Origin of the sequence: Pseudomonas sp. NFPP07 (genome assembly GCF_900115645.1) — a bacterium.
Classification (GTDB): domain Bacteria; phylum Pseudomonadota; class Gammaproteobacteria; order Pseudomonadales; family Pseudomonadaceae; genus Aquipseudomonas; species Aquipseudomonas chlororaphis.
On the sequence record NZ_FOXG01000008.1, the window covers coordinates 158,944 to 180,768 of the forward strand.

General features: G+C 65.7%; 19 protein-coding genes. 6 read left to right on the top strand and 13 right to left on the bottom strand.

Translation table 11 applies throughout. The annotated features are described in order from the left end of the window. Positions 1-27: 27 nt before the first annotated feature. From BM019_RS21280 to BM019_RS21290, 3 genes are all read right to left on the bottom strand, one after another. On the bottom strand, positions 28-621 hold the full coding sequence (locus tag BM019_RS21280; RefSeq protein WP_239691093.1) for a DUF3156 family protein: 594 nt from the start codon (positions 619-621) through the stop codon (positions 28-30). Next, positions 587-2,116, bottom strand: coding sequence for an APC family permease (locus BM019_RS21285; RefSeq protein WP_092420007.1), 1,530 nt, complete (start codon positions 2,114-2,116; stop codon positions 587-589). Before BM019_RS21285 ends, BM019_RS21280 begins: the two co-directional genes overlap by 35 nt. Before the next feature lie 213 nt (positions 2,117-2,329). Beyond that, positions 2,330-3,817, bottom strand: coding sequence for an aldehyde dehydrogenase family protein (locus BM019_RS21290; protein ID WP_092420010.1), 1,488 nt, complete (start codon positions 3,815-3,817; stop codon positions 2,330-2,332). A 609-nt stretch (positions 3,818-4,426) separates the two neighbouring features. Here BM019_RS21290 and BM019_RS21295 point away from each other — a divergent pair. The 6 genes from BM019_RS21295 (at position 4,427) to BM019_RS21320 (ending at position 11,457) form a co-directional block, all read left to right on the top strand. Further along, positions 4,427-5,758 (top strand): aspartate aminotransferase family protein, encoded by a 1,332-nt coding sequence (locus BM019_RS21295; RefSeq protein WP_092420013.1) that lies wholly within the window; start codon positions 4,427-4,429, stop codon positions 5,756-5,758. A gap of 269 nt (positions 5,759-6,027) precedes the next feature. Next, positions 6,028-6,705, top strand: a complete 678-nt coding sequence (locus BM019_RS21300) for a helix-turn-helix transcriptional regulator (RefSeq protein ID WP_092420016.1) — start codon at positions 6,028-6,030, stop codon at positions 6,703-6,705. Positions 6,706-6,795: 90 nt separating this feature from the next. Continuing rightward, complete coding sequence (locus BM019_RS21305) at positions 6,796-7,611, top strand: molybdenum cofactor biosynthesis F family protein (RefSeq protein WP_092420019.1); 816 nt, start codon at positions 6,796-6,798, stop codon at positions 7,609-7,611. A 256-nt stretch (positions 7,612-7,867) separates the two neighbouring features. Next, positions 7,868-9,250 (top strand): aspartate aminotransferase family protein, encoded by a 1,383-nt coding sequence (locus BM019_RS21310; protein ID WP_092420022.1) that lies wholly within the window; start codon positions 7,868-7,870, stop codon positions 9,248-9,250. Continuing rightward, positions 9,247-10,011 carry an SDR family oxidoreductase gene (locus BM019_RS21315; RefSeq protein ID WP_085530719.1) on the top strand — a complete coding sequence of 255 codons (765 nt, stop codon included), beginning with the start codon at positions 9,247-9,249 and terminating at the stop codon, positions 10,009-10,011. The genes BM019_RS21310 and BM019_RS21315 overlap by 4 nt, the downstream gene beginning before the upstream one ends. 243 nt (positions 10,012-10,254) lie before the next feature. Beyond that, on the top strand, positions 10,255-11,457 hold the full coding sequence (locus BM019_RS21320) for an MFS transporter (RefSeq protein ID WP_092420025.1): 1,203 nt from the start codon (positions 10,255-10,257) through the stop codon (positions 11,455-11,457). Between the two features lie 188 nt (positions 11,458-11,645). On the opposite strand, the gene BM019_RS21325 is transcribed toward BM019_RS21320, so the two are convergent. From BM019_RS21325 to BM019_RS21365, 10 genes are all read right to left on the bottom strand, one after another. Next, complete coding sequence (locus BM019_RS21325; protein ID WP_092420028.1) at positions 11,646-12,197, bottom strand: flavin reductase family protein; 552 nt, start codon at positions 12,195-12,197, stop codon at positions 11,646-11,648. A 24-nt stretch (positions 12,198-12,221) separates the two neighbouring features. Then, the gene (locus tag BM019_RS21330; RefSeq protein ID WP_092420031.1) at positions 12,222-13,457 is read right to left on the bottom strand and encodes a cation:proton antiporter; all 1,236 of its coding nucleotides are present in this window, start codon (positions 13,455-13,457) and stop codon (positions 12,222-12,224) included. Next, positions 13,454-13,612, bottom strand: a complete 159-nt coding sequence (locus tag BM019_RS21335; RefSeq protein WP_085530715.1) for a flavin reductase family protein — start codon at positions 13,610-13,612, stop codon at positions 13,454-13,456. Before BM019_RS21335 ends, BM019_RS21330 begins: the two co-directional genes overlap by 4 nt. Continuing rightward, complete coding sequence (locus BM019_RS21340) at positions 13,612-14,703, bottom strand: Rieske 2Fe-2S domain-containing protein (protein WP_092420034.1); 1,092 nt, start codon at positions 14,701-14,703, stop codon at positions 13,612-13,614. The genes BM019_RS21335 and BM019_RS21340 overlap by 1 nt, the downstream gene beginning before the upstream one ends. A gap of 24 nt (positions 14,704-14,727) precedes the next feature. Beyond that, entirely contained in the window at positions 14,728-16,431 is a 1,704-nt protein-coding gene (locus BM019_RS21345) for an NAD(P)/FAD-dependent oxidoreductase (RefSeq protein WP_092420038.1), read from the bottom strand. Positions 16,432-16,473: 42 nt separating this feature from the next. Further along, on the bottom strand, positions 16,474-17,559 hold the full coding sequence (locus BM019_RS21350) for a monodechloroaminopyrrolnitrin synthase PrnB family protein (RefSeq protein WP_092420041.1): 1,086 nt from the start codon (positions 17,557-17,559) through the stop codon (positions 16,474-16,476). Continuing rightward, the gene (locus BM019_RS21355) at positions 17,559-19,175 is read right to left on the bottom strand and encodes a tryptophan halogenase family protein (RefSeq protein WP_085530711.1); all 1,617 of its coding nucleotides are present in this window, start codon (positions 19,173-19,175) and stop codon (positions 17,559-17,561) included. The genes BM019_RS21350 and BM019_RS21355 overlap by 1 nt, the downstream gene beginning before the upstream one ends. Positions 19,176-19,309: 134 nt before the next feature. Further along, the gene (locus tag BM019_RS30850) at positions 19,310-19,459 is read right to left on the bottom strand and encodes a hypothetical protein (protein ID WP_175510702.1); all 150 of its coding nucleotides are present in this window, start codon (positions 19,457-19,459) and stop codon (positions 19,310-19,312) included. A 42-nt stretch (positions 19,460-19,501) separates the two neighbouring features. Beyond that, positions 19,502-20,908 (bottom strand): NAD(P)/FAD-dependent oxidoreductase, encoded by a 1,407-nt coding sequence (locus BM019_RS21360; RefSeq protein ID WP_085530710.1) that lies wholly within the window; start codon positions 20,906-20,908, stop codon positions 19,502-19,504. Positions 20,909-20,959: 51 nt separating this feature from the next. Beyond that, positions 20,960-21,775, bottom strand: a complete 816-nt coding sequence (locus tag BM019_RS21365) for a helix-turn-helix domain-containing protein (RefSeq protein WP_092420045.1) — start codon at positions 21,773-21,775, stop codon at positions 20,960-20,962. Positions 21,776-21,825 lie beyond the last annotated feature (50 nt).

The following is a 21,825-nucleotide window of genomic DNA, read 5'->3' on the forward strand; positions in this document are numbered from 1 at the left end:
GGTTGTGCCAGACGCGGTGGGAACAGTTCAGTGATCGCGCAACAGTGAATGCAGGCGCTTGAGCGTCGCCAGCAAGGCGCCGCGTTGCTCGGCGCTCAGGCGGATATAACGGCGGAAGCCGGGCAGCCGGTTGACCACCTCGCTGGCACCGAAATGCTCCAGGCGCACCCACCAGCCCTGCTCGTCGCGCTGCAATTGCAGGCGCTTGAAGTCCAGCGGCAGCAACGCCGCCAGCAGCTGCGGGTCGCTGTGCAACTGCTGCAACAGCCCCGTCCACTCATCCTGCGCGCCCTGCTTCAGGCCGGCGGCGACGCCCTGGCGGCGGATCGCGCCAGTATGGCGAATGTCGATCCGCGCCTGCGGCCCCGGCGAACCGGGAACACGCAGGCGAAACTCGCAGACCACCAGGTGCATCAGGAACTGCGCCTGTGGCAGCTCCTCGACCTCGAAGTCCAAGCCCTCCTCGGCCCAGGTGAAGCGCGCCAGCCCGGGCGCCTGCAGCGCCCAGTCGAGCCCCAGCAGGTCGCGGCGCAACTGGTTCAGGGTCACCCCCGGGCGATAGCCCGAGGGTGGCCGCCGCCAGAACTCAGAGAGGTTTTGCCGCCAGCTTGTACTGCTCATCGGGCTTGGCTCCAGGCAGGGTCTGCGCTTGGGTTTCAGTGGAGGATTGCAGGTTGAAAGCGTTTTCCAGCACCTCCTCCACCGGCACCGGACGGAACGGGTTGACCTTCTGCACGAAGACCGTCCAGACCAGCGCATAGATCGCCGTCAGGCCGAGCATGCTGCCAAAGGGCACGTAGATGTCCCGCGGGTTCATGCCCGGCGGCGTGATGAACCACATGCCCAGGAGGATGCCGATGGACGAGACGATCTGCGGCAGCGGGAACCAGGGCGACTTGTAGGCCCGTGGCAGGTCCGGGCGGCGGATGCGCAGCACCACCACCGCCAGGGTCACCAGCAGGTAGGCGGTGCTCCAGGCACAGACCGCGGCCAGCACCAGGTGCATGATGTTGTCGGTGCTGCCGCCCAGCCACCAGGCGTGCAGGCACGGAATCAGCACCGCTACGGCGATGCACAGCAGCGGCGTCTTGAAGCGCGGGTGCAGGTAGGTGAAGGCCTTGGGCAGCGCGCCGTCCAGCGCCATGCCGTAGAGAATGCGTGGCAATCCGGCCATCAGCGTGTTGATGGTCGCCGCCCCGGCGAACAGCAGGCCGATGCCCAGCCAGATCCGCCCGTAGGGCCCCATCACCTGCTCGGCGAACTGCGGGATGGCCATGGGCGTGTCCAGCAGATGCACGCTGCCGTCTTCGCTCAGCGCGATGTTCGCCACCTGGCGCTTCATCGCCGCGCCATAGATGAACATGCAGGTGGCTACCCCCACCAGGCCCAGGGCCATGGCCCGGGGAATGGTTTTCGCCGCCTTGCGCACCTCCGGCGTCAGCGGCGTGACGAACTCGCACCCGACGAACATGAACATGGCCATACCCACCAGCGAGAGGATGGTGGTCAGGTCGGTGCCGACCATCGACTCGCCGAACCAGCCGCTCAGCTCCACCGCCGGCGCCTTGAACACCCCGACCACGCCGAAGATGATCAGGGTGGTCCACATGCCGAAGGTCAGGATCACCTCGGCGCGGCTGAACGCGGTGATGCCCACGGCGTTCAGCAGGCCGAAGAAAATCACCAGCCCGACACCCACCAGCCAGGCGCTGCCACTCTGTTCCAGCAGGGTGTTGAGGGATTCGAAGTTCACCAGGGCCATGACGCCGCTGAGGATGGTTTCCGCCGTGCCGGCGAACACATGCACGATCAGGTAGGCGGAGATGGTCCCGGTGATCGCGAAGAAGCGTCCCAGGCCGCAGGCCAGGTAGTCGTACACCGAGCCGGTGGTGGGGATCATGCAGGCCGCTTCGGCGAAGGTCGTCGATTGCGCGAGCATCATCAGCATGGCGATCAGCATGGCCGCGGCGAACGCCCCGCCGCCGATGCCGAAGCCGGTGGTGGCGGTGAGGATCACCGGGCTGGCCATGATCAGGCCGACGGCGCTGGCCAGGGCCGTGGGAAAGCCGACCACGCCCTGGTTCAGGTGGCGGGTGAGTCTGTCGTTGAAAGACATGGTGCTGGACCTCGAAAGCATGGGTGATGTTGTTGTTCTAGGCATTTCAAGGGCACGCCGGGCGTGCGTGTTACGGGCTGTCTGCGCAGCCTGGCCGGTTGTGTCCGACTGTAGCCGCTGCCGCAGGCTGCGATCGGCCGGAACGGCCGTGGCGTACTTAAGGTCGCTGAAGGTCCTGCGGACCTTATCGCAGCCTGCGGCAGCGGCTACAGGTCAATAGGCGATGCACACCGACTTGTTCTCGGTATACGCCTCTATCGCCGCATGGCCCATCTCGCGGCCGATGCCCGATTGCTTGTAGCCGCCAAACGGCATCGACGGGTCGAGCATATTGTGGGTGTTGACCCAGACCGTGCCAGCCTTGATCCGCGGGATCAGGTCCATGACCTTCGCCAGGTCGTTGGACCAGATGCTCGCGCCCAGCCCGTACTGATTGTCGTTGGCCAGCGCCACCACCTCGTCGATCTCGTCGAAAGGCGTGGCCACCACCACCGGGCCGAAGATTTCCTCGCGCACCACCTGCATGCCCGCGTGCACGTCGGCCAATACCGTCGGGCGCACATAGAAACCCTGCTCGCCATAGGCGACCCCGCCGCACAGCACCCGGGCGCCGTCGGCCACGCCCTGGCCGATCATGTCCAGCACGCGCTTCTGCTGCTTGGCGGAAATCAGCGGGTTGATCTGCGCCTGTTCGTCGAGCCCGGGGCCGATGCTCAGGGAGCCGGCGATGGCCGACAAACGCTCCAGCACCTGGTCGAAGATCGCCCGCTGGATATACAGGCGCGAACCGGCGGTGCAGACCTGGCCCTGGTTGAAGAAGATCGCCCCGGCGGCACCGGAGGCCGCGGCCTGGGGGTCGCAGTCATCGAGCACGATCACCGGCGACTTGCCGCCCAGCTCCAGGGAAAACCGGGTCATGTTGTCCACCGCCGCATGGCCGATGACCTTGCCGATCTGGGTCGAGCCGGTGAAGGCCAGCTTGTCGATGCCTTTGTGCGCGGCCAGCGCCGCGCCGGCCTGGGCGCCGCTGCCGGTGACCACGTTGACCACCCCCGGGGCGATCCCGGCGTCCAGGCACAACTGGCCCAGGCGCAAGGCGGTCAGCGGGGTTTCGTCGGCCGGCTTGAGCACCACGGTGCAGCCGCAGGCCAGGGCCGGGACGATTTTCCAGATGGCCATCAGCAAGGGGAAATTCCACGGCACGATGGCGCCGACCACGCCCACCGGCTCCGGCACCGTATAGGCGCGGTAGCGGGCGCCAGGAACGGCGGCGATGGACAGGTCCAGGCTCTTGCCTTCGATCTTGGTCGCCCAGCCCGCCATGTAGCGGGTGAACTCGGCGGCGGCGCCGACTTCCAGGGCCCGGGCCAGGTGGATCGACTGGCCGTTGTTGAGGGTTTCCAGCTGTGCCAGCTCCTCGCCGTGGGCTTCCAAGAGGTCCGCAAGCTTCAGCAGCAGGCGCTCGCGATCCGCCGGGCGTTGCGCCGCCCAGGGGCCCTCGAAGGCCCGTCGCGCGGCGGCCACCGCCAGGTCGATATCGGCGTCGGCACCGGCGGCGACGCGGGTCAGCTCTTCGCCGGTGGCCGGGTTGAACACCGGCATCTGCGCGCCGGACAAGGCCGGCTGGCTGCGCCCGTCGATCAACAGGCCGTGCTGGCTGTCGATAAAGGCGGCGACACGTGGGTCGATGGCAATACTCATGGGCAATCCTCGCTAGTTGGCCTCATGGATCGAACTCTGAGACCAATGCCGGCCACCGTCTTGATCCTGGCTGCCGCGAAACTTGCCACTGGCTGCCAGGGAACACCGCGGCGCTACGCCTCTGTAGCCGCTGGCGAAGCCTGCGCTCGGCTGCGAAGCAGACGCAAAACCGGCCAACACGCAATGCCTGAGAAACCGCGGTGCCTGGAGGACGACCACTTCGTGGCCGATCGCAGCCTGCGGCAGCGGCTACAAAAACACCGCGTGCCCGGTAGCCACTGGCGAAGCCTGCGCTCGGCTGCAAAGCAGACGCAAAACCGGCCAACGCACAATGCCTGAGAAACCGCGGTGCCTGGAGGACGACCACTTCGTGGCCGATCGCAGCCTGCGGCAGCGGCTACAAAAACACCGCGTGTCCGGTAGCCTGCGATCAGCGGCGCAGCCGTCGCCAAGTCTGCGAACGCATTTTTCCGGGCAGATCCGCAATGCGCGGGACGCCGGGTCCATGGCAGTGGCGGTCAAATGCCTGGCACACAGAGGCAAGCAGGCATCCGGCAAAGGGCGCACTACTATGTCCCACGCTGTCCGTGCGTTTTCAGGAGATTCAACGTGAGCGAACCAAGCCGCTTCTGGCATCCCATGCTGCACCCCAATGAAATGCAACAACGCGAGCCGATCCGCATTATCCGTGGCGATGGCTGCTACGTGTACGACGACCAGGGCCACCAACTGGTGGATGGCGTCGCCGGGTTGTGGAACGTCAACGTCGGCCACAACCGCAAGGAAGTGAAGGCGGCGATCACCGCCCAGCTGGACGAACTGGAATACTTCCAGCTGTTCGACGGCGTCAGCCATCCGCGCGCCGAAGAGCTGTCGCGGGTGGTGATGAACCTGCTGGAGCCCGAGGGCATGCGCCGCGTGGCCTTCAGCTCCGGCGGCTCGGACGCCATCGAAACCGCGCTGAAACTGGCCCGCCAGTACTGGAAACTCGAAGGCCAGGCCGACCGCACCAAGTTCATCTCGCTGCGCCAGGGCTACCACGGCACCCACTTCGGTGGCGCTTCGGTCAACGGCAACACGGTATTCCGGCGCAACTACGAGCCCCTGCTGCCCGGCTGCTTCCACGTCGATACCCCGTGGCTGTACCGCAACCCTTACAGCCAGGACCCGGAAGAACTCGGCAAGATCTGCGCCGACCTGCTCGAGCGGGAAATCCAGTTCCAGAGCCCCGACACGGTGGCGGCCTTTATCGCCGAGCCGATCCAGGGCGCTGGCGGCGTGATAGTGCCGCCGGCCAATTACTGGCCGCTGATCCGCGAGGTCTGTGACAAGTACGGCGTGCTGCTGATCGCCGACGAAGTGGTGACCGGCTTCGGCCGCAGCGGCTCGATGTTCGGCAGCCGCCTGTGGGGCGTGAAGCCCGACATCATGTGCCTGGCCAAGGGCATCACCTCCGGCTACATCCCGTTGGGCGCCACGGTGGTCAACGAGCGGATCGAGTCGGCGTTCAGCAAAAACGGCAACTTCACCGGCGCGATCATGCACGGCTACACCTACTCCGGGCACCCGGTGGCCTGCGCGGCGGCCCTGGCCAGCCTCGACATCGTGGTCAAGGAAGACCTGCCAGCCAACGCCGCGAAGATGGGCGACTACATGCTGAACAAGCTGCTGCCGTTCGCCGAGCGCTTCGACAGCGTCGGCGAAGTGCGCGGCAAGGGCCTGATGGTCGCCCTCGACCTGGTGGCCGACAAAACCACCCGCGAGCCGATCGACCCCATGGGCGGCTATGCCAACCAGGTGGCGCAGATCGCCCGCGACAACGGGGTGATGGTGCGTCCGGTGGGGACCAAGATCATCCTGTCGCCGCCGCTGGTGATCCAGCCGCCGCAGATCGACGCCATAGTCGCTGCCCTGGAGCTGGGCTTCACCCAGGCCCGTTGAGCCTGACGCCGCAGCCTTGAAGCCTGGACCGGCGCTGGAGCCGATATCAGCGCGGCCTGCGTGATCGCAGGAAGCCCCTGCGGGGCTTTTCGCAGCCTGCGGCAGCGGCTACAAGGAACGCAGTGTCCGTGTAGCCGCTGCCGAGCCCGCGAGGCTGCGATCGGCAACGCAGTGCTCGCAAAACCTGGGTTCGCGATCTGTCTGAAGTACCGTGGCATCAGAGGGTTACGGCCCTCTTTACCGGCCGTTCATGAAGAGGGAGTCGTCCCATGCATACGCCAACCGCCCTGCCGGATGCCCAACAGCTTGGCCAGCGCTGCATCAGCGCCTTTACCCGGGTGGTGCCGGCGACCCTGTGCGCCTTCTACCGCATCGACGCGCAACTGCAAGCCGAGCATTTCTCGCTGTACCACATGAGCCCGCAGATGCATGAGGCCTACCTGCAACGCTACCGGCACTACGACCCGCTGCGGCCGCGCAACTGCGTGGCGGCGGGCCGCCCGGTATTGTCGCTGCACATGGGCATGGCCCAGCAGGGGCGGCACGAAACCGAGGTCTACCAGGGGTTCCTGCAACGCCATGGGGTGCTGGATGTGGTGGAAATCCTCGCGCGCAATGCCGGTGGCAGCCCGATCGCCGGCCTGTCCCTGCTACGCGATGCCAGCCTGGGGCCGTTCCGGCCAGACGAACTGAGCACCCTGCAGGCGCTGCAAGGCCTGTTGGAAATCGCCGCCCAGGCGCCCTATTCGCGCCACAACGAACGCCTGCAGGCCCTTACGCCCCGGGAACGGCAGATCGCCTTACTGCTGCGCGACGGCGCCTGCAACAAGACCATCGCCCAACAGCTGGCGCTGGGCCTGCCGACGGTCAAGACCCACCTGATCAACCTGTTCCGCAAGGTCGGGGTGAACAACCGCACCGAGCTGGTGAGCGCGCTGTTCCTGTAAAAAGTCGCGCGCCTCAACCATTCGGTTGATGGGCAACAACGGCTTGCGCGATGAACATGAGATTCTCCTTCATCGACAAGGTCCGCCCTCATGAACCTGCAACCCGAATGGATTACCGTTGGCGCCCTGGCCGAAGGCTTTGCCGCCGATAACCATATCCTGCCCAGCCTGGATGACCTCAACGGCCGCAGCCTGACCCTGTACTTCGCTAACGGCTGGCGCATCGAACACCTTTTCGGCTCACGCTCGCTGCACTGGCAGGACACTGAAAACCAAGCCAGCGGCGAGACCACTTATCGAGCCACTTCAATACGTTCCGGCATTTACCTGGTGGACTTTCTCAAGTCAGAGAACCACCAGGTCCACTCGGTAAGCCTGATCCTCGACCTGGGCCGGAACATCTTCACCGCGGTGATCGGGCAGATGCCGAGCCAGGCCGAGACCCGGATCGATCTGTTCAGCCGCGCCCTATCCGGCCGCGAGCTGACCAGCGTCCAGGCCCAGTTCATCCACGGCAGCATCGACACGCCACTGACCGCCAGCAGCCCGCAACACGCGCTGACCGAAGAGCTGGTCGGCCTGCGCAACCAGTACATCTACAGCGCCACTGAGGCCTACGAGCACGTCTACCTGAACCGCAATTTCTACAGCTGGCAGTGCCTCAAGGGCGTCGAGCAGGGCCTGGCGGACACCGACCGCTGCCATTACTACAAGCTCGCCGAACAGCTGTACCTGTTCGTCTGGCGCGAAAAGATCGTGCCGACCCTGGGCCTGGTACTGATCGACCTGCAAGCGGGCAGGACCGACGGCAAGATCTTCGGCTACCAGGGCAGCGACTTCGCCGCGCCCAGCAACTTCCCGGTGGGCGCCCTCGCCCATGTGCTGAACCGCACCGCTTACATCTGATGCTACCTGTCGCGATCCGCACAGCGCGCTCGACCTGACACACCGCGCGCTCGGGTTTCGCGGCAACTGCGTTGCCGATCGCAGCCTAGCGTTGCTCGGCAGCGGCTACCCAGACACTGGTTCCTGTAGCCGCTGGCGCAGCCTGCGATCGGCTGCGTAGCAGACGCTGCCTTTACGGCTCTTCGGGCCGATCGCAGCCTTCGCCAGCGGCTACAAAAACCTGTCAGCGACAACCCTTTACCCCAGGACTTCGACCATGACCCTCGGCCTCAACCTCGATCGCGTCGCCAGCTGTTACCAATCCGAGCTGCAACTGTTCACCGAACGCCATCCGCGTTCCGCCGGCTTCTACCGGGAAAACCTCAAGCACTGGCTGTACGGCGCGCCGCTGCACTGGATGCAGCAATGGCCGGGGCTATACCCGATCCTGGTGGCCGACGCCCAGGGCGCGACGCTGACCGACTGCGACGGCAACCGCTACGTCGACTTCGCCCTGGGCGACACCGGCGCCATGTTCGGCCATGGCCAGCCCGCCGTGGCCGAGGCCATCGCGCATCAGGCCCGGCACGGCTCGACCCTGATGCTGCCGACCACCGACAGCCTGTGGGTCGGCCAGGAACTGGTACGGCGCTTCGGCCTGCCGTTCTGGCAAGTCACCACCTCGGCCACCGACGCCAACCGCTTTGTGCTGCGCCTGTGCCGGATGATCACCGGCCGGGAGAAAGTGCTGGTGTTCAACTGCAACTACCACGGCAGCGTCGACGAGTCCCAGGTCGAGTTCGACGCCAGCGGCCAGATGATTCCCCGCGAAGGCGTGCACGCCAACGGCCTGCGCCACGACGCCACCACCCGGCTGGTGGAGTTCAACGACCTGCCGGCGCTGGAGGCGGCACTGGCCCACGGCGACGTGGCCGCGGTGCTGACCGAACCCTTCATGACCAATGTCGGCATGGTCCCGCCCGCCCCCGGCTTCCACGAGGGCTTGCGCGAGCTGACCCGGCGTTTCGATGTGCCGCTGATCATCGACGAAACCCACACCATCTCCTGCGGCCCGGCCGGCTACAGCGGCGAGCATGGCCTGCAACCGGACTTCTTCGTGCTCGGCAAGTGCATCGCCGGCGGCATACCCACCGCGGTGTGGGGCGCCAGCCAGGCCATGGCCGAGCGTATCTGGCAGGTGCTGCCGCATTTCCAGCCCGGCCAGGCGATCAACCACTTCGGCTTCGGCGGCACCCTGGCCGGCAACGCCCTGCAGATGGCCGCCATGCGCGCCACCTTCAGCGAGGTCATGAGCGCGGCCAACTACGCGCACATGATTGCCCTGGCCGAACGCCTGCGGACCGGGGTCCAGGCGCTGATCGCCAAGCACCGCCTGCCCTGGCACGTGACGCGGATCGGTGCCCGGGTCGAATACCTGTTCATGGACCACGCGCCGCGCAACGGCGGCGAAGCCCACCATGCCCGTCATGGCCTGATCGAGGCCTACCTGCATCTCTACCTGCTCAATCGCGGGGTGTTGCTGACCCCGTTCCACAACATGGCGCTGATCTGCCCGTCGGCTACCAGCGACGACGTCGACCTGCACAACCGCCTGCTGGACGAATGCCTGGGCACCGTCACTCAAGGAGAACATCCATGATCCTCGACCTCAGCGGCCGTATCGCCCTGGTCACCGGCTCCGGCCAGGGCATTGGCCGCGCCATCGCGCAAGTCTTCGCCGCCCAGGGCGCCAAGGTGCTGCTCGCCACTCGCAGCGAAGCCTCGGGCGCCGAAACCCTGCGCCTGATCCGTGAAGCCGGCGGCAGCGCCGAGCTGCTGGTCGTGGACCTGAGCACCCGGGCCGCGGCCAACCAGGCGGTGGCCACCACGCTCAGGGCCTTTGGCGGGCTGGACCTGCTGATCCACAACGCCGCGGTGTTCCCGATGGAAAACCTGCGCGACCTGAGGGATGAAATCCTCGAGTCGACCCTGGCGGTGAACCTCAAGAGCTGTTTCTGGCTGACCCAGGCGGCGCTGCCGGCGTTGTGCCGGGCCGAGCATCCGCGCATCGTCATCACCTCCTCGGTGACCGGGCCGCGCACGGCGATTCCCGGCCTGTCCCACTACGCCGCGTCCAAGGCCGGGGTCAACGGCTTCATTCGCGCGGCGGCCCTGGAACTGGCCGAACACCGGGTCACCGTCAACGGCGTCGAACCCGGGCTGATCGCCACCCAGGCCATGGCCAACCTCGGCGACTCCCCGGCCCTGGCCGCCAGCATCCCGCTCAAGCGCCTGGGCAGCCCGCAGGACATCGCCCACGCCATGCTGTTCCTGGCGTCCGAGCAGGCCGGCTATATCACCGGGCAGACCCTGATCGTCGATGGCGGCGCCCTGCTGCCGGAGAATACGCAGCTCATCTGACGGCAGGCGCCCGCTCTCACCCACGGCGCCCGACCGGGCGCCGCCACGCCGACCCCGGCAGCACCATTCGCCCGGCCCCTTCGCCCAGCGAGATCAACGGCTCAATGGTGCTATGGGTAGAACGCTGCATCCCGTTTTTACCGATTGACTTGAAGTTAACTTTAACTTTTAGAGTCGGCTCCGACCCATTGGCGCGCCTCACCCCGGCGATCCTCGCCCGCCCGCCTGCTTTCGGAGAAACCCATGACCTCAACCAAGCCCGACACCCTCAGCTACGCCGTCGCCGCTACCGGGTATTGGCCCGCCGTGTTCAACGTGCTGTTTGCCGGCATTGCCGCAGCGCTGCATATCGGCAAGGCCACCATCGCCCTGCCGCAGCTGCAGCAGGAATTCGGCCGGTCCCTGGAGTCCCTGAGCTGGATCATGTCGGCCTTCCCCTTTATCGGGGTGTTCGGCGGCATCGCCGCCGGCATCCTTGTGCAGCGCTGGGGCGATCGCTATCTGCTGGCCCTCGGCCTTTTGATCATGTGCGCCGCCAGCGCGCTGGGTTCCAGCCTGCACGACTTCCATGGGCTGCTGGCCACGCGCTTTGTCGAAGGCCTGGGCTTCGTCATTGTGGTGGTCGCGGCGCCGGCGGTGCTCAATCGCCTGGTCCCGGCGCACAAACGCCACCTGGTGTTTGGCATCTGGAGCACCTTCATGGCGTTCGGTATCGGCACCTCGATGCTTATCGGGCCATGGCTCGGTGGCTGGCAGCAGAGCTGGATCGCCGGCGCGGCCTTGACCCTGCTGGCGGCGCTGCTGTTGCCGTTGACCACGCCCAGGGACCCGCTGGCGCTGCGCCGCCAGACGCAATCCGCTTTGCGCCACTCGCTGAGCAGCGTGCTGCGCGCCCGCCAGCCGCTGCTGATGGCGCTGATTTTCACCGCCTACAACCTGCAGTTCTTCGCGGTGATGGCCTTCCTGCCGGTGTTCCTCATGCAGCGGGTCGGGCTGTCGATCGCCAGCGCCGGGGTGATCAGCGCCGCGGTGGTGGCGGTCAATATCGTCGGCAACATCAGTGCCGGCCTGCTGCTGTCACGGGGCGTCCGCCCACAAGCCCTGCTCGCCGGCACCAGTATCGTCATGGGGCTTTCCGGGATGGGGATCTTTCTTTCGGTCACGCCGACCGGCCTGGTAATCCCTTTGTGTTTCTTCTTTTGCGCGGTGGCCGGCATGCTGCCCGCCACCCTTCTCGCCAGCACCTCGCTGACCTCGCCGGAACCCGCGCTGATCCCGCTGTGCCTGGGCCTGGTGATGCAAGGCAACTATCTGGGCCAGGTGCTCGCGCCCATCGCCCTGAGCGCCGCCGTCGCCTATGCCGGCTGGTCCGCCCCGGCGGCGCTGGTGCTGGCTGCAGCACTGCTGGGGGTGCTGCTGGCGATGCGCCTGAAGATAAAGCAATAAAAACGCCGCTCCGCGACGGCGGTCGCCAGATCGGGGAGCGGTGGCAATGCTTCAGCTGCCGGTGCGGATCCGGTCGATATTCAGCAGCACGGCTTCCAGGGCGAACAGCTTGCCCATCATGTCCGGGCTCGGGTAGACCTTGGTGTCGTTCTTGATCCAAAAGATCACACAAACCGGGCTATTCGCGCTTAAGTGCACTTTCTGTTCCATTGCTCCCCCAAACCCCGGTACTGGCCTGCATGGAAGACCAGCGGTTCTGCGCCGCTGTATCGGTATTGTTCGATCTCGCCAATGAAGATCAGGTGGTCACCGCCCTCGTACTGGGTGACGTTGCGGCACACCAGCACTGCCACCACATCGTCCAGCACCGGGGCTCCCGCCTTGCCATAGGAATGAGCTACCCCGGCGAACTTGTCAGCTGCTGCCCGTGCGAACTGCTCCGACAAGTGGTGCTGGTGCGCGCCCAGCACGTTGATGGCGAAGTGGCTCGCCGAGCAAAAATCCTTCAGGCTCGGTGCCGTGCGTGCCAGGCTCCAGAGCACCAGCGCCGGCGACAGCGACAGTGAGGAGAACGAGTTGGCGGTCACACCGACGTTGCGGCCGCCAGCGGTGCGCGTGGTGATCACGGTCACACCGGTAGCGAACTGCCCCAGCAAGTTGCGCAGTTCGCGGACATCGCGGGCACCGCGGCCCTCGGCATCGAGCAAATCGTGAGCCTTGGTTTCGGTGGCGGTATTCATGGTGATCTCTCCCCTCAAGCTGGCTCAGGCAGCCTGTTGGCTCATTGCGCGCGATTGCACGCGCAGCGTGACTCGAACCAGCGGTGCGGTCAGCGCCGTCGTCACCAGCGCGAACACCACGAGGATCGTGTAGACCCTTGGCGGAAGGATCTGCATCTGCAGACCGATTGACAGGACGATCAGCTCCATCAAACCGCGCGTATTCATCAACGAGCTCACCAGCATCGCATCGTGTGGCGCAAGCCCGGTGGCACGCGCGCCCAGATAGCTGCCGCCGAACTTGCCGATGAATCCGCCCGCGAGGAATACACCGAACCACATCCATGATGCCGCGTCGTCGATCGTGCCGACCGACGCATGCAGCCCTGCATACGCGAAAAACACCGGCATCAGCACAAGCTTGACGAAACCTTCGACGTTGTCGCGCCACTCCTTCGCGACGCCGGGCACGCGCCGCACGAACAGCGCCGCCGCAAGTGCGCCAAATGCGCTATGGAATCCGATCAGCGAAGTCGCGAGTGCCGACGCTATTACGAAGCAGAACAACACGGCCAAGCGGTCGCGCGCCGCATGCGCAGTCGATGCGAGCCGCGCAAGCGTCGGTCGAACCACGAAGCGCACCAGGAGCGCGCACAGCACCAGATACGCGAGCAGGCTGAGGAGCATGCGCGCAAATGCCCAGCCAGGCCCGCTCGATAGCGAGGCAATCGTTGCAAGCAGCATCCATCCGAGCGCATCCGTCAGCATCGCGGCAGACATTGCGTTCCGTGCGCCCACCATGGCGCTGAGCGCCAGGTCGTCGATGATGCGCGCCATCACCGGCACCGCCGATACCGCAAGTGCGACACCGCAGAAGAGTACATAGGGCAGCGCCGGCGCGTCGCTGGCGAGCGTGTCTTTCGAGACGATGGCGACGATCATGCCGATCGCGGCCGGTGCGACGAGCCCGCCCGCTGCGATCGCGACGGGCATGCGCCAGCGCTTGCCGCGCAGCGTCTCGCCCAACTCCATATGCAGACCGACCTGAAACATCAGCAGTATCAGGCCGACTTCGCTGACTTGCGCCATCGCTGACAGCGCACGTGGGCCGAACAACAGGTCGTAGAAACTCGGTGCGATCGCGCCGAACAGCGAAGGCCCCAACAGCAGACCGGCCGCGATCTCGCCGACGACCGCGCACTGGCCGAGCCGTTCGGCAATGCGGCCGCAGACGTTGCAGAGCGCGATCACCACCACGAGTTGCAACAGCCAGATAGTCATGAATACCTCGGCAAGAGCGACACCGACACGCAGCGGGTGGCCGCGAGCCCAAGCGGGCCCGCCGCGCCGTACGCCGTGATGACCGTGACGCCGCTCGCCAGCTTCGCGAGCGCCTGGCGCAGCGACGCGGCCGAGACCGGCTCGGCTTCACGCATCACCGCTCACTCGCGACGCGGTCGACCCAGCCTCGATAGAACGCACGGTACTTGAGCACGAGCTTGTCGTACTTGCTGTACGCGCCGCCGCCGTCCGGCTTCATCCCGTTCCAGATTTTGACGTCGTACCCCGCCGCCTGCCTGGTCTGCAGCCCGAACAGCACGAAGTCAGTCGCGCGACGCAGGATGCCGCCCACCTTCTTGATCGAGATGAGCATGTGCATGACGTTCTTGCCGTCGCTCACCGGCGTCACACACTGGAGCAGCTTGTATTTGACGTTTCCGTCCAGGGCGACGGTCATGACGCACCCGCCGGGGTAGCCATCGAAGTGCAGGTTCATCTGCGACATGTTCAGGCCGAGCGCGCGCGACAGCATGCCGAGGGGGCCGAAGTACCGGTCCACGGTGAAGTCGATCCCGGCACCGAACCACGCGCCCGCCAGGGCCAGCGACTCAACCTCCGGCCACCGGCGCCAATCGTCGAAGAGCTTGAGCTCGAAGGCCGAGACCGGGAGCGCGTGCACGGGGGTCGCGTGCTGCGCGTCGTAGAAGTTCTCGACGATCCGCAAGACCGCCGTCGTCGTCTCGAACGCGAAGTGCAGGTGCATAAAGTCGCCGTTGTCGACGTCGGCCGCGGCGATTTCGGGCAGCGGGTGCAGCGGCTGCGGGGAGCCGTACCAGACCCACACGTAGCCGTATCGCTCGACGGTGACCAACGTCGGCTGGCGCGCCCCGCGCGGCACGGGCTCCAGCCGGGGCACCGCCTGGTTGTGGCCGGGGATGTGAACGCACTGGCCCTGCTCGTCGTACCGCCAGTGGTGAAACGGGCACTGGATGCACCCGTCCTTGACCCGCCCGTCAGCCAGGTTCGCGCCCAGGTGCGAACAGTGGCGGTCCATCACCACGGCCCGCCCCGTCGCTCCGCGCCACGCCACGCACGGACGGCCGAAGAGCGTCAACTCCGTGGGCTTGTCCTTGAGGTCGTCCGAGCGCATCGCGACGTACCAGCTCGCGGCCAGGCGCGTGGTCGCGTCGTACGCCCCCGAGGGACGCTTCTTGATGCTCGCTTGATCCAATTGAATGTCGTTCATCGTTTTTCTGTCGTCGTCGGCCGACTACTTCTTCAGCGCCAAGCCGATGCGGGTCGTGACGTACGCCTTGAGCAGCGCGAACATCGGGTTGTAGTCGAAGTACTTTTTCACCTCTGCCGGCGCGCGGGTTTGCGTCCAGTACATCAGCTTCATCGCCGGCAGCAGGCTGTACTTCGAGTTGTTGAGCTGCGGCCTGTCCCCGGTGATGCAATACCCGAAGCCGAACATCGGCTTGGCGAAGTCTCGTTCGTCGATGAGGGCGTGAATCCGCGCCGCGGCTTCCTCGGCCGGCTTGCGCCCGGCGCTCACGGCCTCGACCTCGGCTTTGGCGTCGTTGAACAACTGGTAGTACTCCTCCATGTCCGCGCACAGGTACCCGAGGTACGGGGGATCGTTGTCGAGGTGATCGAGGTCGCCCTCGTCGCGCGACGCGCGGAACCTCGCGTGGGCTTGCACGAGCCGGAACTGCCCGAGGATTGTGCCGACCGCCCACAGCCTGTGGAACGCGTCCCATAGGCGGAAGTCCGAGAACGCCGTGTAGCAGCAGCTGACGAAGTCGTCGTTGTGGTCCAGAAGCTTTTGCTGCAGGCGCTCGATGTACTCGAAGCGCTCGGAGGAGAAGTCGTCGTCGCGCAGCGCCTTGATGAGGCGCGCCGCGAGCGCGTGGATGGTCACCGCGGTGTTCTCGAGCCCCCGGGAGAAGAGCGGGTCGATGAACCCGTTCGCGTGCAGCATCAGGCAGTAGCGGTCGCCGACGCAGGCGTTCGACGAGAACTGCAGGCGGTCGGTCTTGACCCAGTCGCGCACCGGCACGGCGTCCCGGAACTGCGCCCCAATGCTCGGGAACCGCGCGAGGAACTCGTCGAATTCCTGCTGCGCGGAAATGTCCGTTTTCGGGTAGACACGCGGGTCGAGCTGCAGGCCGACGCTCACCAGATTGTTGGTCGACCGCGGGTGGTTGTTGAACGGAATCACCCAGAGCCAGCCGCCCGTGAACATGTGGTGCAAGGTCCCTTCGTGCCAGCGCCAGCGCTGCCCCTTGACCTTGAAGATGTCGTCGAACGGCTTGACCCCGAGCATGTGCGTGTAGAGGCTTCGCGAGTGCGTCTTGAAGCGACACGGTTCTTCGCGGAGCCCGAACTTGGTCGCGAGCGGCGCGCGGGGCCCTCCGCAGTCGATCATGTACCGGCCGGTGAACCGATCGCCCTGGACGGTGGTCACCGCGACGCCGTCCTTGTCCGCGTGATATTCGGTCACGCTCGTCTTCTGGCGGACCGTGCAGCCGTATTTGATGGCCGCCTGCAACAGATAGGCGTCGACGTCCTGCCGGTAATAATGGCTCTCCGGCCCCCACGGCAGCTCGGGAATCACGCACTGCGTGAACTCCTTCGGGTTGTGCTCCTGGCCGGGCTTGTGGAACACGAAGCCGAAGTTGCGCTTGATGCCCGTGCTCGACGCGACGTAGCGTTGCGTCGAGTAGAACGACGTGATGTGGTCGAGCTCCGGAATGCCGTAGCGATCGGCGATGATGCGGTTCATGAGAGACGTCTCGGGGATCGACGATTCGCCGATCGTGAACCGCGGGTGCGACGACTCCTCGATGATCAGCACGCGAAACTGTTGTTTGGCCAGGATGGCCCCCATCTGGGTGCCGGACATGCCCGAGCCGAGGATGATTACGTCGAAGTGGTTGCTATCGTGTCCGTTCGCGGGGCTCTTCTGAGTCATGGGGGCAAACTCTCCTTGTGAGATAACACCTGGTCGCGCGCATCAGGATTCGTCGAGCGCGGCGCGGATGCGAGACCGCGCGGCATACGTGAGCGTGAGTAGTTCACCGAGCATGCTGGGCGCGTACCCCCCGCTGCCGATTGTGGGGCCGCTTTGCCCGACTTCGTACGCCCGCTCCGCCAATTTGAGGTGAGGCGCCCGGAAGCGCAGCAGGACCTTGAAGACCCGCTCGAGGGCTGTCAGCCCAGCCCGGACGTGCTCGTCCCGCGCACCGACCGCTCGCGCCTCGTCGAGCGCGCGGTCGATGAGCGCCGGCTCTCCGGAGAACCGAGCGTAGACCGCCCTGTACGCGGGAAGCACGTAGGGCAGATACGTCTCTTTGAATTCTCGATAAGCTTGGTCGTCCGATTGCGAGCCCCACAGCACGTGCTCCAGCACGAAGAGGGGCATTTCCACGGCACCGGGGCCGAGGTAGCTCTGGCCCCCGACTCGGATCGGTTCGTAGAAGGGGCGCAGCTCATCGTAGAAGACCTGCGGCGAGATGAAGCGGTACGCGTAGACGATCGATTCGACCATTTTCTGCAGATAGGCTTCCAGCTCGTCGCACCCTTGCGCGAACGCTGGCGACCGCAGGGGCACGTCGGACAGCTCGACGGTCATTGCGATGGCCGCCTCGAGGGCCGCCATCGAGATGCGCACGCTCTCGAGCAGGTGCACTTCGTCGGGCAGCCCGGTGTAGCTGCGCTGCGCGTCGGCTGTCGCGGGGTTCCAGACCGTCACATGCAAGAGTGTCTCGCGCGGCGGCAGGCCGGTCGCGCGCGCCAGGTCGAGCAGCACCGGCTCAAGGCCGGGCACCACGTCCGCGGGCTCGTGTCCGTGCCGCTTGAGCGACCCCAGGAAGAACCCGATGTCCCGCATCGCGGCAGCGGCTTCGACGAAGCCCCAGCCGGAGGGCACGCCGCGCGCCGGGAGGAACTCGCGCAGCAGGCCGATGATGCCCGGCACGTCCTTGTTACGGTTCAGGCCCGGCAGCTGCAGAACGAGCGAGCGCGCCTGCAGTGGATCGCAGGCCGCCACGGCAGCGTGCGTGGCCGCGAATGCGCCTACCCGGTCCAAGGTGCGTTCCACTACAGGGTTTCCTGCGTCGCGAGCGTCGGTCCGCGCTGGCTGTGAGACAGCCCAGCGTCGCCGTCACGCAGCGACCGCAGGTAGTCGTAGTTTGTCGGCAGGCTCGTGCGCAGACGCTCGGTCTCGCGCCGGATGCTGGCGAACATCGCCTCGGCCTTCTCGATCGACTCCGGTCGGTGCTGCAAGAGCGGCAGCGACCGGTCGGGCAGCATGCCCAAGCCGGCAAAGATGCAGTAGTAGTTGCCGTTCAACCAGAAGTTCTTGAATTCGTAGTCGAAGGTCTCGTAGTACGTGGAATCGTCGAACGACGTGGTGGTCAGCGGCAGCCCCGCCTTGTAGCGCTGAACCTTCTCTTTGATGGCGTCCGAGAGCCGCAGGTCGTGCCGGTTCGCGAGCCAGAACGGCGTGTCTTCGCGCGACGCGGTGAAATAGTGCGCTTGGACGAAATCTCGGCAGTCGTCGAACATATAGACGATCTCAGCGTTGAATGCGTCGCTCAACCGCGGGTCGAACGAGGTGTCGGGGAAGTGCTTCACGAGCTGGTAAAGCGCCGCGTAGATGAAGTAGATTCCCGTCGATTCCAGGGGCTCCAGAAAGCACGACGACAGCCCGATCGAGACGCAGTTGTTGACCCACGCCCGCTTGTTGCGCCCGACCCGGAACTTGATCTGGTTGAGCGGCTGATTGTCCGAGAGGCCCCAGAGGTTGAGGAAGTCGGCGGTGGCCTGGTCGCGCGAGGTGAACTTGCTCGAGAAGACATAGCCGCTGCCAAACCGGCCCAGCATCGGAATCTTCCAGGTCCACCCCGAGTTCATGGCGATCGCGGAGGTGTACGGCTCGACCCCCTCGCGCGCGTCGTCGTTGGGCACGGCGCTGGCGACCGCGCTGTCGCACAACAGGTAGTCGGACATGTCGATGAAGGGCTCCTTCAGGGCCTGATTGATCAGGAGCCCCCGCATGCCGGAGCAGTCGATGAACAGGTCCGCCTCCAGCGTCCGTCCCTCCTTGGTGAACAGGCTGGAGATGTAGCCGCGCTCGTTCAGGTGAACGTCCACGACCTCGTCGACCACGCGCTTCACCCCGCGTTCGACGGCCCAGCGCTTCAAGAAGTCGGCCACCAGGTGCGCGTCGAAGTGCCACGCGTGGGACATCTGGCGGGTGCCGTCGGGCAGGCACGGTGCCAGCTTGCCGTCGAGCGCCCCGGCCTGCGGGTAGCACGCGTACTCCATTGGCTGCTGGAAGCCCTGTTCGCGCTTGCGCAACCAGTAGTGGGTAAGCGGCACGCCGTCGCAGTTCGGCACGTTGCCGAACAAATGGTAGAAATGATCGTCGCGCGAGGAGCCGGGAGACTTCCTCCAGTTCACGAACTTGATCGCGGCCTTGAACGCGCCGTTCACTTGGGGCATCCACTCCCGCTCCGGTATCCCGAGGAAGTCGAAGAACACCTTCTGCAAACTTGGGATGGTCGCCTCGCCCACGCCGATCCGAGGGATCGCTTCAGACTCGATGAGCGTAATGTTCGCCTGCTGTTGGAGCGCCCGGACGAGGTACGAGGCGGCCATCCAGCCCGCAGTGCCGCCGCCCACGATGACGATATTCTTGATCGGCTTGTTCATAACACTCCTTGTTTCAAGGCGGACTGCCTGTAACGGCCGCCAGCCTCCGTGCATCCGTGCAAGAAGCACATCAATGTGCTTGTGAGATTTAGACTCTAGCCTGCCGGAAAAGCGACGCAAATTCTGTTTCCGAATTAACAAACTAAAACGCAAAGGCATTCGGTATAACGAAAAGTCAGTTTGTCGACCTGGGTGATGTTCGCAACATTGGCGGCGATCACCGCCACCGGAGTCGATTGCTCCAGGGTGACGTGGGCGGTGTTCTTGAATTGAGTGATGCTCATGGCGCTACCTGTCGATGGAAAAAACCGCTGTCAAAAACCTGATTAGTGCATCAGGCCTTCCATGAAGCCCGCCACCCGGCTGGCCAGCCGCCGGCGCCAGGGCGGCGTGGCCGGGTTGGCCAGGGCCTGGTCTTCATGGACGAAGCTGCGAATGATCGCGTTGTAGCCCAGCCAGCGGCACGGCTCCGGCTCCCAGGCACGCAAGGCGTCGAGGCCGCCCTCGGGGATCACCCAGGGCTGGCGGGTCAGCTCACTGTCGCGTTCGAGGATCAGCGCGGCCAGGGTCCGCCCGCCAAGGTTGCTGGCGCCCACGCCTTCGCCGCCGTAGCCGCCGGACAAGGCGATGCCGCGCTGGCGGTCGCAGAGCATGTGCGGCCGGAAGTGCCGGGACATGCCCAGGTTGCCGCCCCAGGAATGGGTGATCCGCACGTTTTTCAGCTGCGGGAAAAGCTCGCTGAACAGGTAGCGCCGCAGCTCGACTTCACTGCGGGTCAGGTCGAAGTCGTGGCGCAACTTGCCGGCGAACTGATAACCGCCACGGGCGCCGAACACCAGGCGGTTATCCGCGGTGCGCTGGCCGTAGGTCACCTGGCGACTGCTTTCGCTGAACGCCTGGCCCTGGTTCAGGCCGATCTCGTCCCAGGTCGCGGCCGACAAAGGCTCGGTGGCCACCAGCAGGCTTTGCACCGGCAACTGGTAACGGCCCAGGGGCGGCAAGGTCACCGAATAGCCCTCCACCGCCGGCACTATCCAGCGGCAACGCACGCTGGCCCTGGCGGTTTGCAGGCTGCCGGCCTGCCAGTGGCTGACCGGGCTGTTTTCGTAGATGCGCACGCCCAGGCGCTCCACGGCCCGGGCCAGGCCGCGCACCAGCTTGGCCGGCTGGATGGTCGCGCAGTGGGGCGCGTAGATGCCGCCGTAGGCCTTGGCCACGCGGATCTGCCGGGCCAGTTGCTCGGGGCTCAGCCAGCGGTAGTCGCGCTCGTCGAGGCCCTGGCGATAGAGCTTGTCCAGGTAGCGGCGCTGGGTGATTTCCTGCTCGGGGTAACGCGCCGCGCAATACAGCACCCCGCCCTTGCGGTAATCGCAGTCGATGCCTTCGCGTTCAAGGACGATGGCCACTTCATCGGGAATGCCGTGCAGCAGGTCGAAGGAGGCGCGGCGCTGTTCGGGGCTCAACCCGGCCAGCAACCGGTCCTCGCCCAAAAGGTTGCCCATCAGCCAGCCGCCGTTGCGCCCGGAGGCGCCGAAGCCGGCGGTCTGCGCCTCGACGATGGCGATGTTCAGGGTCGGCGCCAGGCGCTTGAGGTAATAGGCGGTCCACAGCCCGGTATAACCGGCGCCGATGATCGCCACGTCGACATCCAGGTCCTGCTCCAGCGATGGCCGGGCCAGCAGCGGCTCGTCGAGCTGATCCATCCACAAACTGATATTGCGCCACGCTGGCATACACGCACTCCGCCACCCGAACTTCGATGGCGCCGATCCTAGTGCCTGGGCTCAGGGGTTGTCTTGCGCGCGTGCACGCAAAGAAATTTGCCTGGCGTAGGCCTTGGGCGACAGGCCGGTGTGCTGGCGGAAACAGCTGTAGAACGCCGACAGCGAGTTGAAGCCAGCGGCGAACGCCAACTCGTCGATGCGCACCGGCGGCGTCGCCTGGTCCAGGGCCGCCAGCAGATGCTGCAGGCGCGCCTGGTTCACATAGCGATAGAAACTCTGCCCCAGCACCTGATTGAGCAGGTAGGAGATCTGGTTGCGGCTGTAGCCGCACTCCTTCGCCACCCGCTGCAGGTCCAGTTCCGGGTCGAGGTACGGCTGCTGGCGCTCGAAGTACTGCTGCAGGTCCTCGGCCATGAAACTCAGCTGGCGCGGCGACAGGCCCAGGCGGCTGACCGCCGGCCGCGCGCTGCGTTGGGCCTTGCCCGGCGCGGTCTCGCGCACCAGCGAAGCGTATTCGTTGACCCGCCAGATCAGGCCGTCACGCACGGTGATCGCCTCGCTCGCGCGAAACGACACCAGGCCCTGCCCGCCACGCAGGGTCACCTGGTATTGAATGAACGCGGTGTTGCCGTCCAGGCGGATGCGGTCGCTGTGCTCCAGGGCCTCGTCCGGCGCGCGCGGCATGCTGTTGCGCACGTATTCGCGCAGCTCGTCCAGGCCCAGGGTGCGGTTCTGGAAAAAGTCGTTGTACTGGACTTGCGGGTGATACAGCGCCATGACGCCATCGAGGTCGCGGTGCTTCCAGCACAGGTGATAGCGCAGCACCGTCTCGCCGGTGGCCTGGGTTTGCGCCGGGCCATCATCAAGGGAAGACATAGGGGCAGAGATAACGGCTCAGGGGATGGAAAGGCGCAGCTTGCCGAAGT

Bases quoted from the DNA above. Each gene is read 5' to 3' on its own strand.
- BM019_RS21345 (WP_092420038.1), bottom strand. From the start codon at position 16,431: ATGACTCAGAAGAGCCCCGCGAACGGACACGATAGCAACCACTTCGAC.
- BM019_RS21335 (WP_085530715.1), bottom strand. From the start codon at position 13,612: ATGCGTGAAGCCGAGCCGGTCTCGGCCGCGTCGCTGCGCCAGGCGCTC.
- BM019_RS30850 (WP_175510702.1), bottom strand. From the start codon at position 19,459: ATGAGCATCACTCAATTCAAGAACACCGCCCACGTCACCCTGGAGCAA.
- BM019_RS21315 (WP_085530719.1), top strand. From the start codon at position 9,247: ATGATCCTCGACCTCAGCGGCCGTATCGCCCTGGTCACCGGCTCCGGC.
- BM019_RS21340 (WP_092420034.1), bottom strand. From the start codon at position 14,703: ATGAACGACATTCAATTGGATCAAGCGAGCATCAAGAAGCGTCCCTCG.
- BM019_RS21320 (WP_092420025.1), top strand. From the start codon at position 10,255: ATGACCTCAACCAAGCCCGACACCCTCAGCTACGCCGTCGCCGCTACC.
- BM019_RS21300 (WP_092420016.1), top strand. From the start codon at position 6,028: ATGCATACGCCAACCGCCCTGCCGGATGCCCAACAGCTTGGCCAGCGC.
- BM019_RS21280 (WP_239691093.1), bottom strand. From the start codon at position 621: ATGAGCAGTACAAGCTGGCGGCAAAACCTCTCTGAGTTCTGGCGGCGG.
- BM019_RS21360 (WP_085530710.1), bottom strand. From the start codon at position 20,908: ATGCCAGCGTGGCGCAATATCAGTTTGTGGATGGATCAGCTCGACGAG.
- BM019_RS21355 (WP_085530711.1), bottom strand. From the start codon at position 19,175: ATGAACAAGCCGATCAAGAATATCGTCATCGTGGGCGGCGGCACTGCG.
- BM019_RS21365 (WP_092420045.1), bottom strand. From the start codon at position 21,775: ATGTCTTCCCTTGATGATGGCCCGGCGCAAACCCAGGCCACCGGCGAG.
- BM019_RS21330 (WP_092420031.1), bottom strand. From the start codon at position 13,457: ATGACTATCTGGCTGTTGCAACTCGTGGTGGTGATCGCGCTCTGCAAC.
- BM019_RS21325 (WP_092420028.1), bottom strand. From the start codon at position 12,197: ATGAATACCGCCACCGAAACCAAGGCTCACGATTTGCTCGATGCCGAG.
- BM019_RS21310 (WP_092420022.1), top strand. From the start codon at position 7,868: ATGACCCTCGGCCTCAACCTCGATCGCGTCGCCAGCTGTTACCAATCC.
- BM019_RS21285 (WP_092420007.1), bottom strand. From the start codon at position 2,116: ATGTCTTTCAACGACAGACTCACCCGCCACCTGAACCAGGGCGTGGTC.
- BM019_RS21305 (WP_092420019.1), top strand. From the start codon at position 6,796: ATGAACCTGCAACCCGAATGGATTACCGTTGGCGCCCTGGCCGAAGGC.
- BM019_RS21290 (WP_092420010.1), bottom strand. From the start codon at position 3,817: ATGAGTATTGCCATCGACCCACGTGTCGCCGCCTTTATCGACAGCCAG.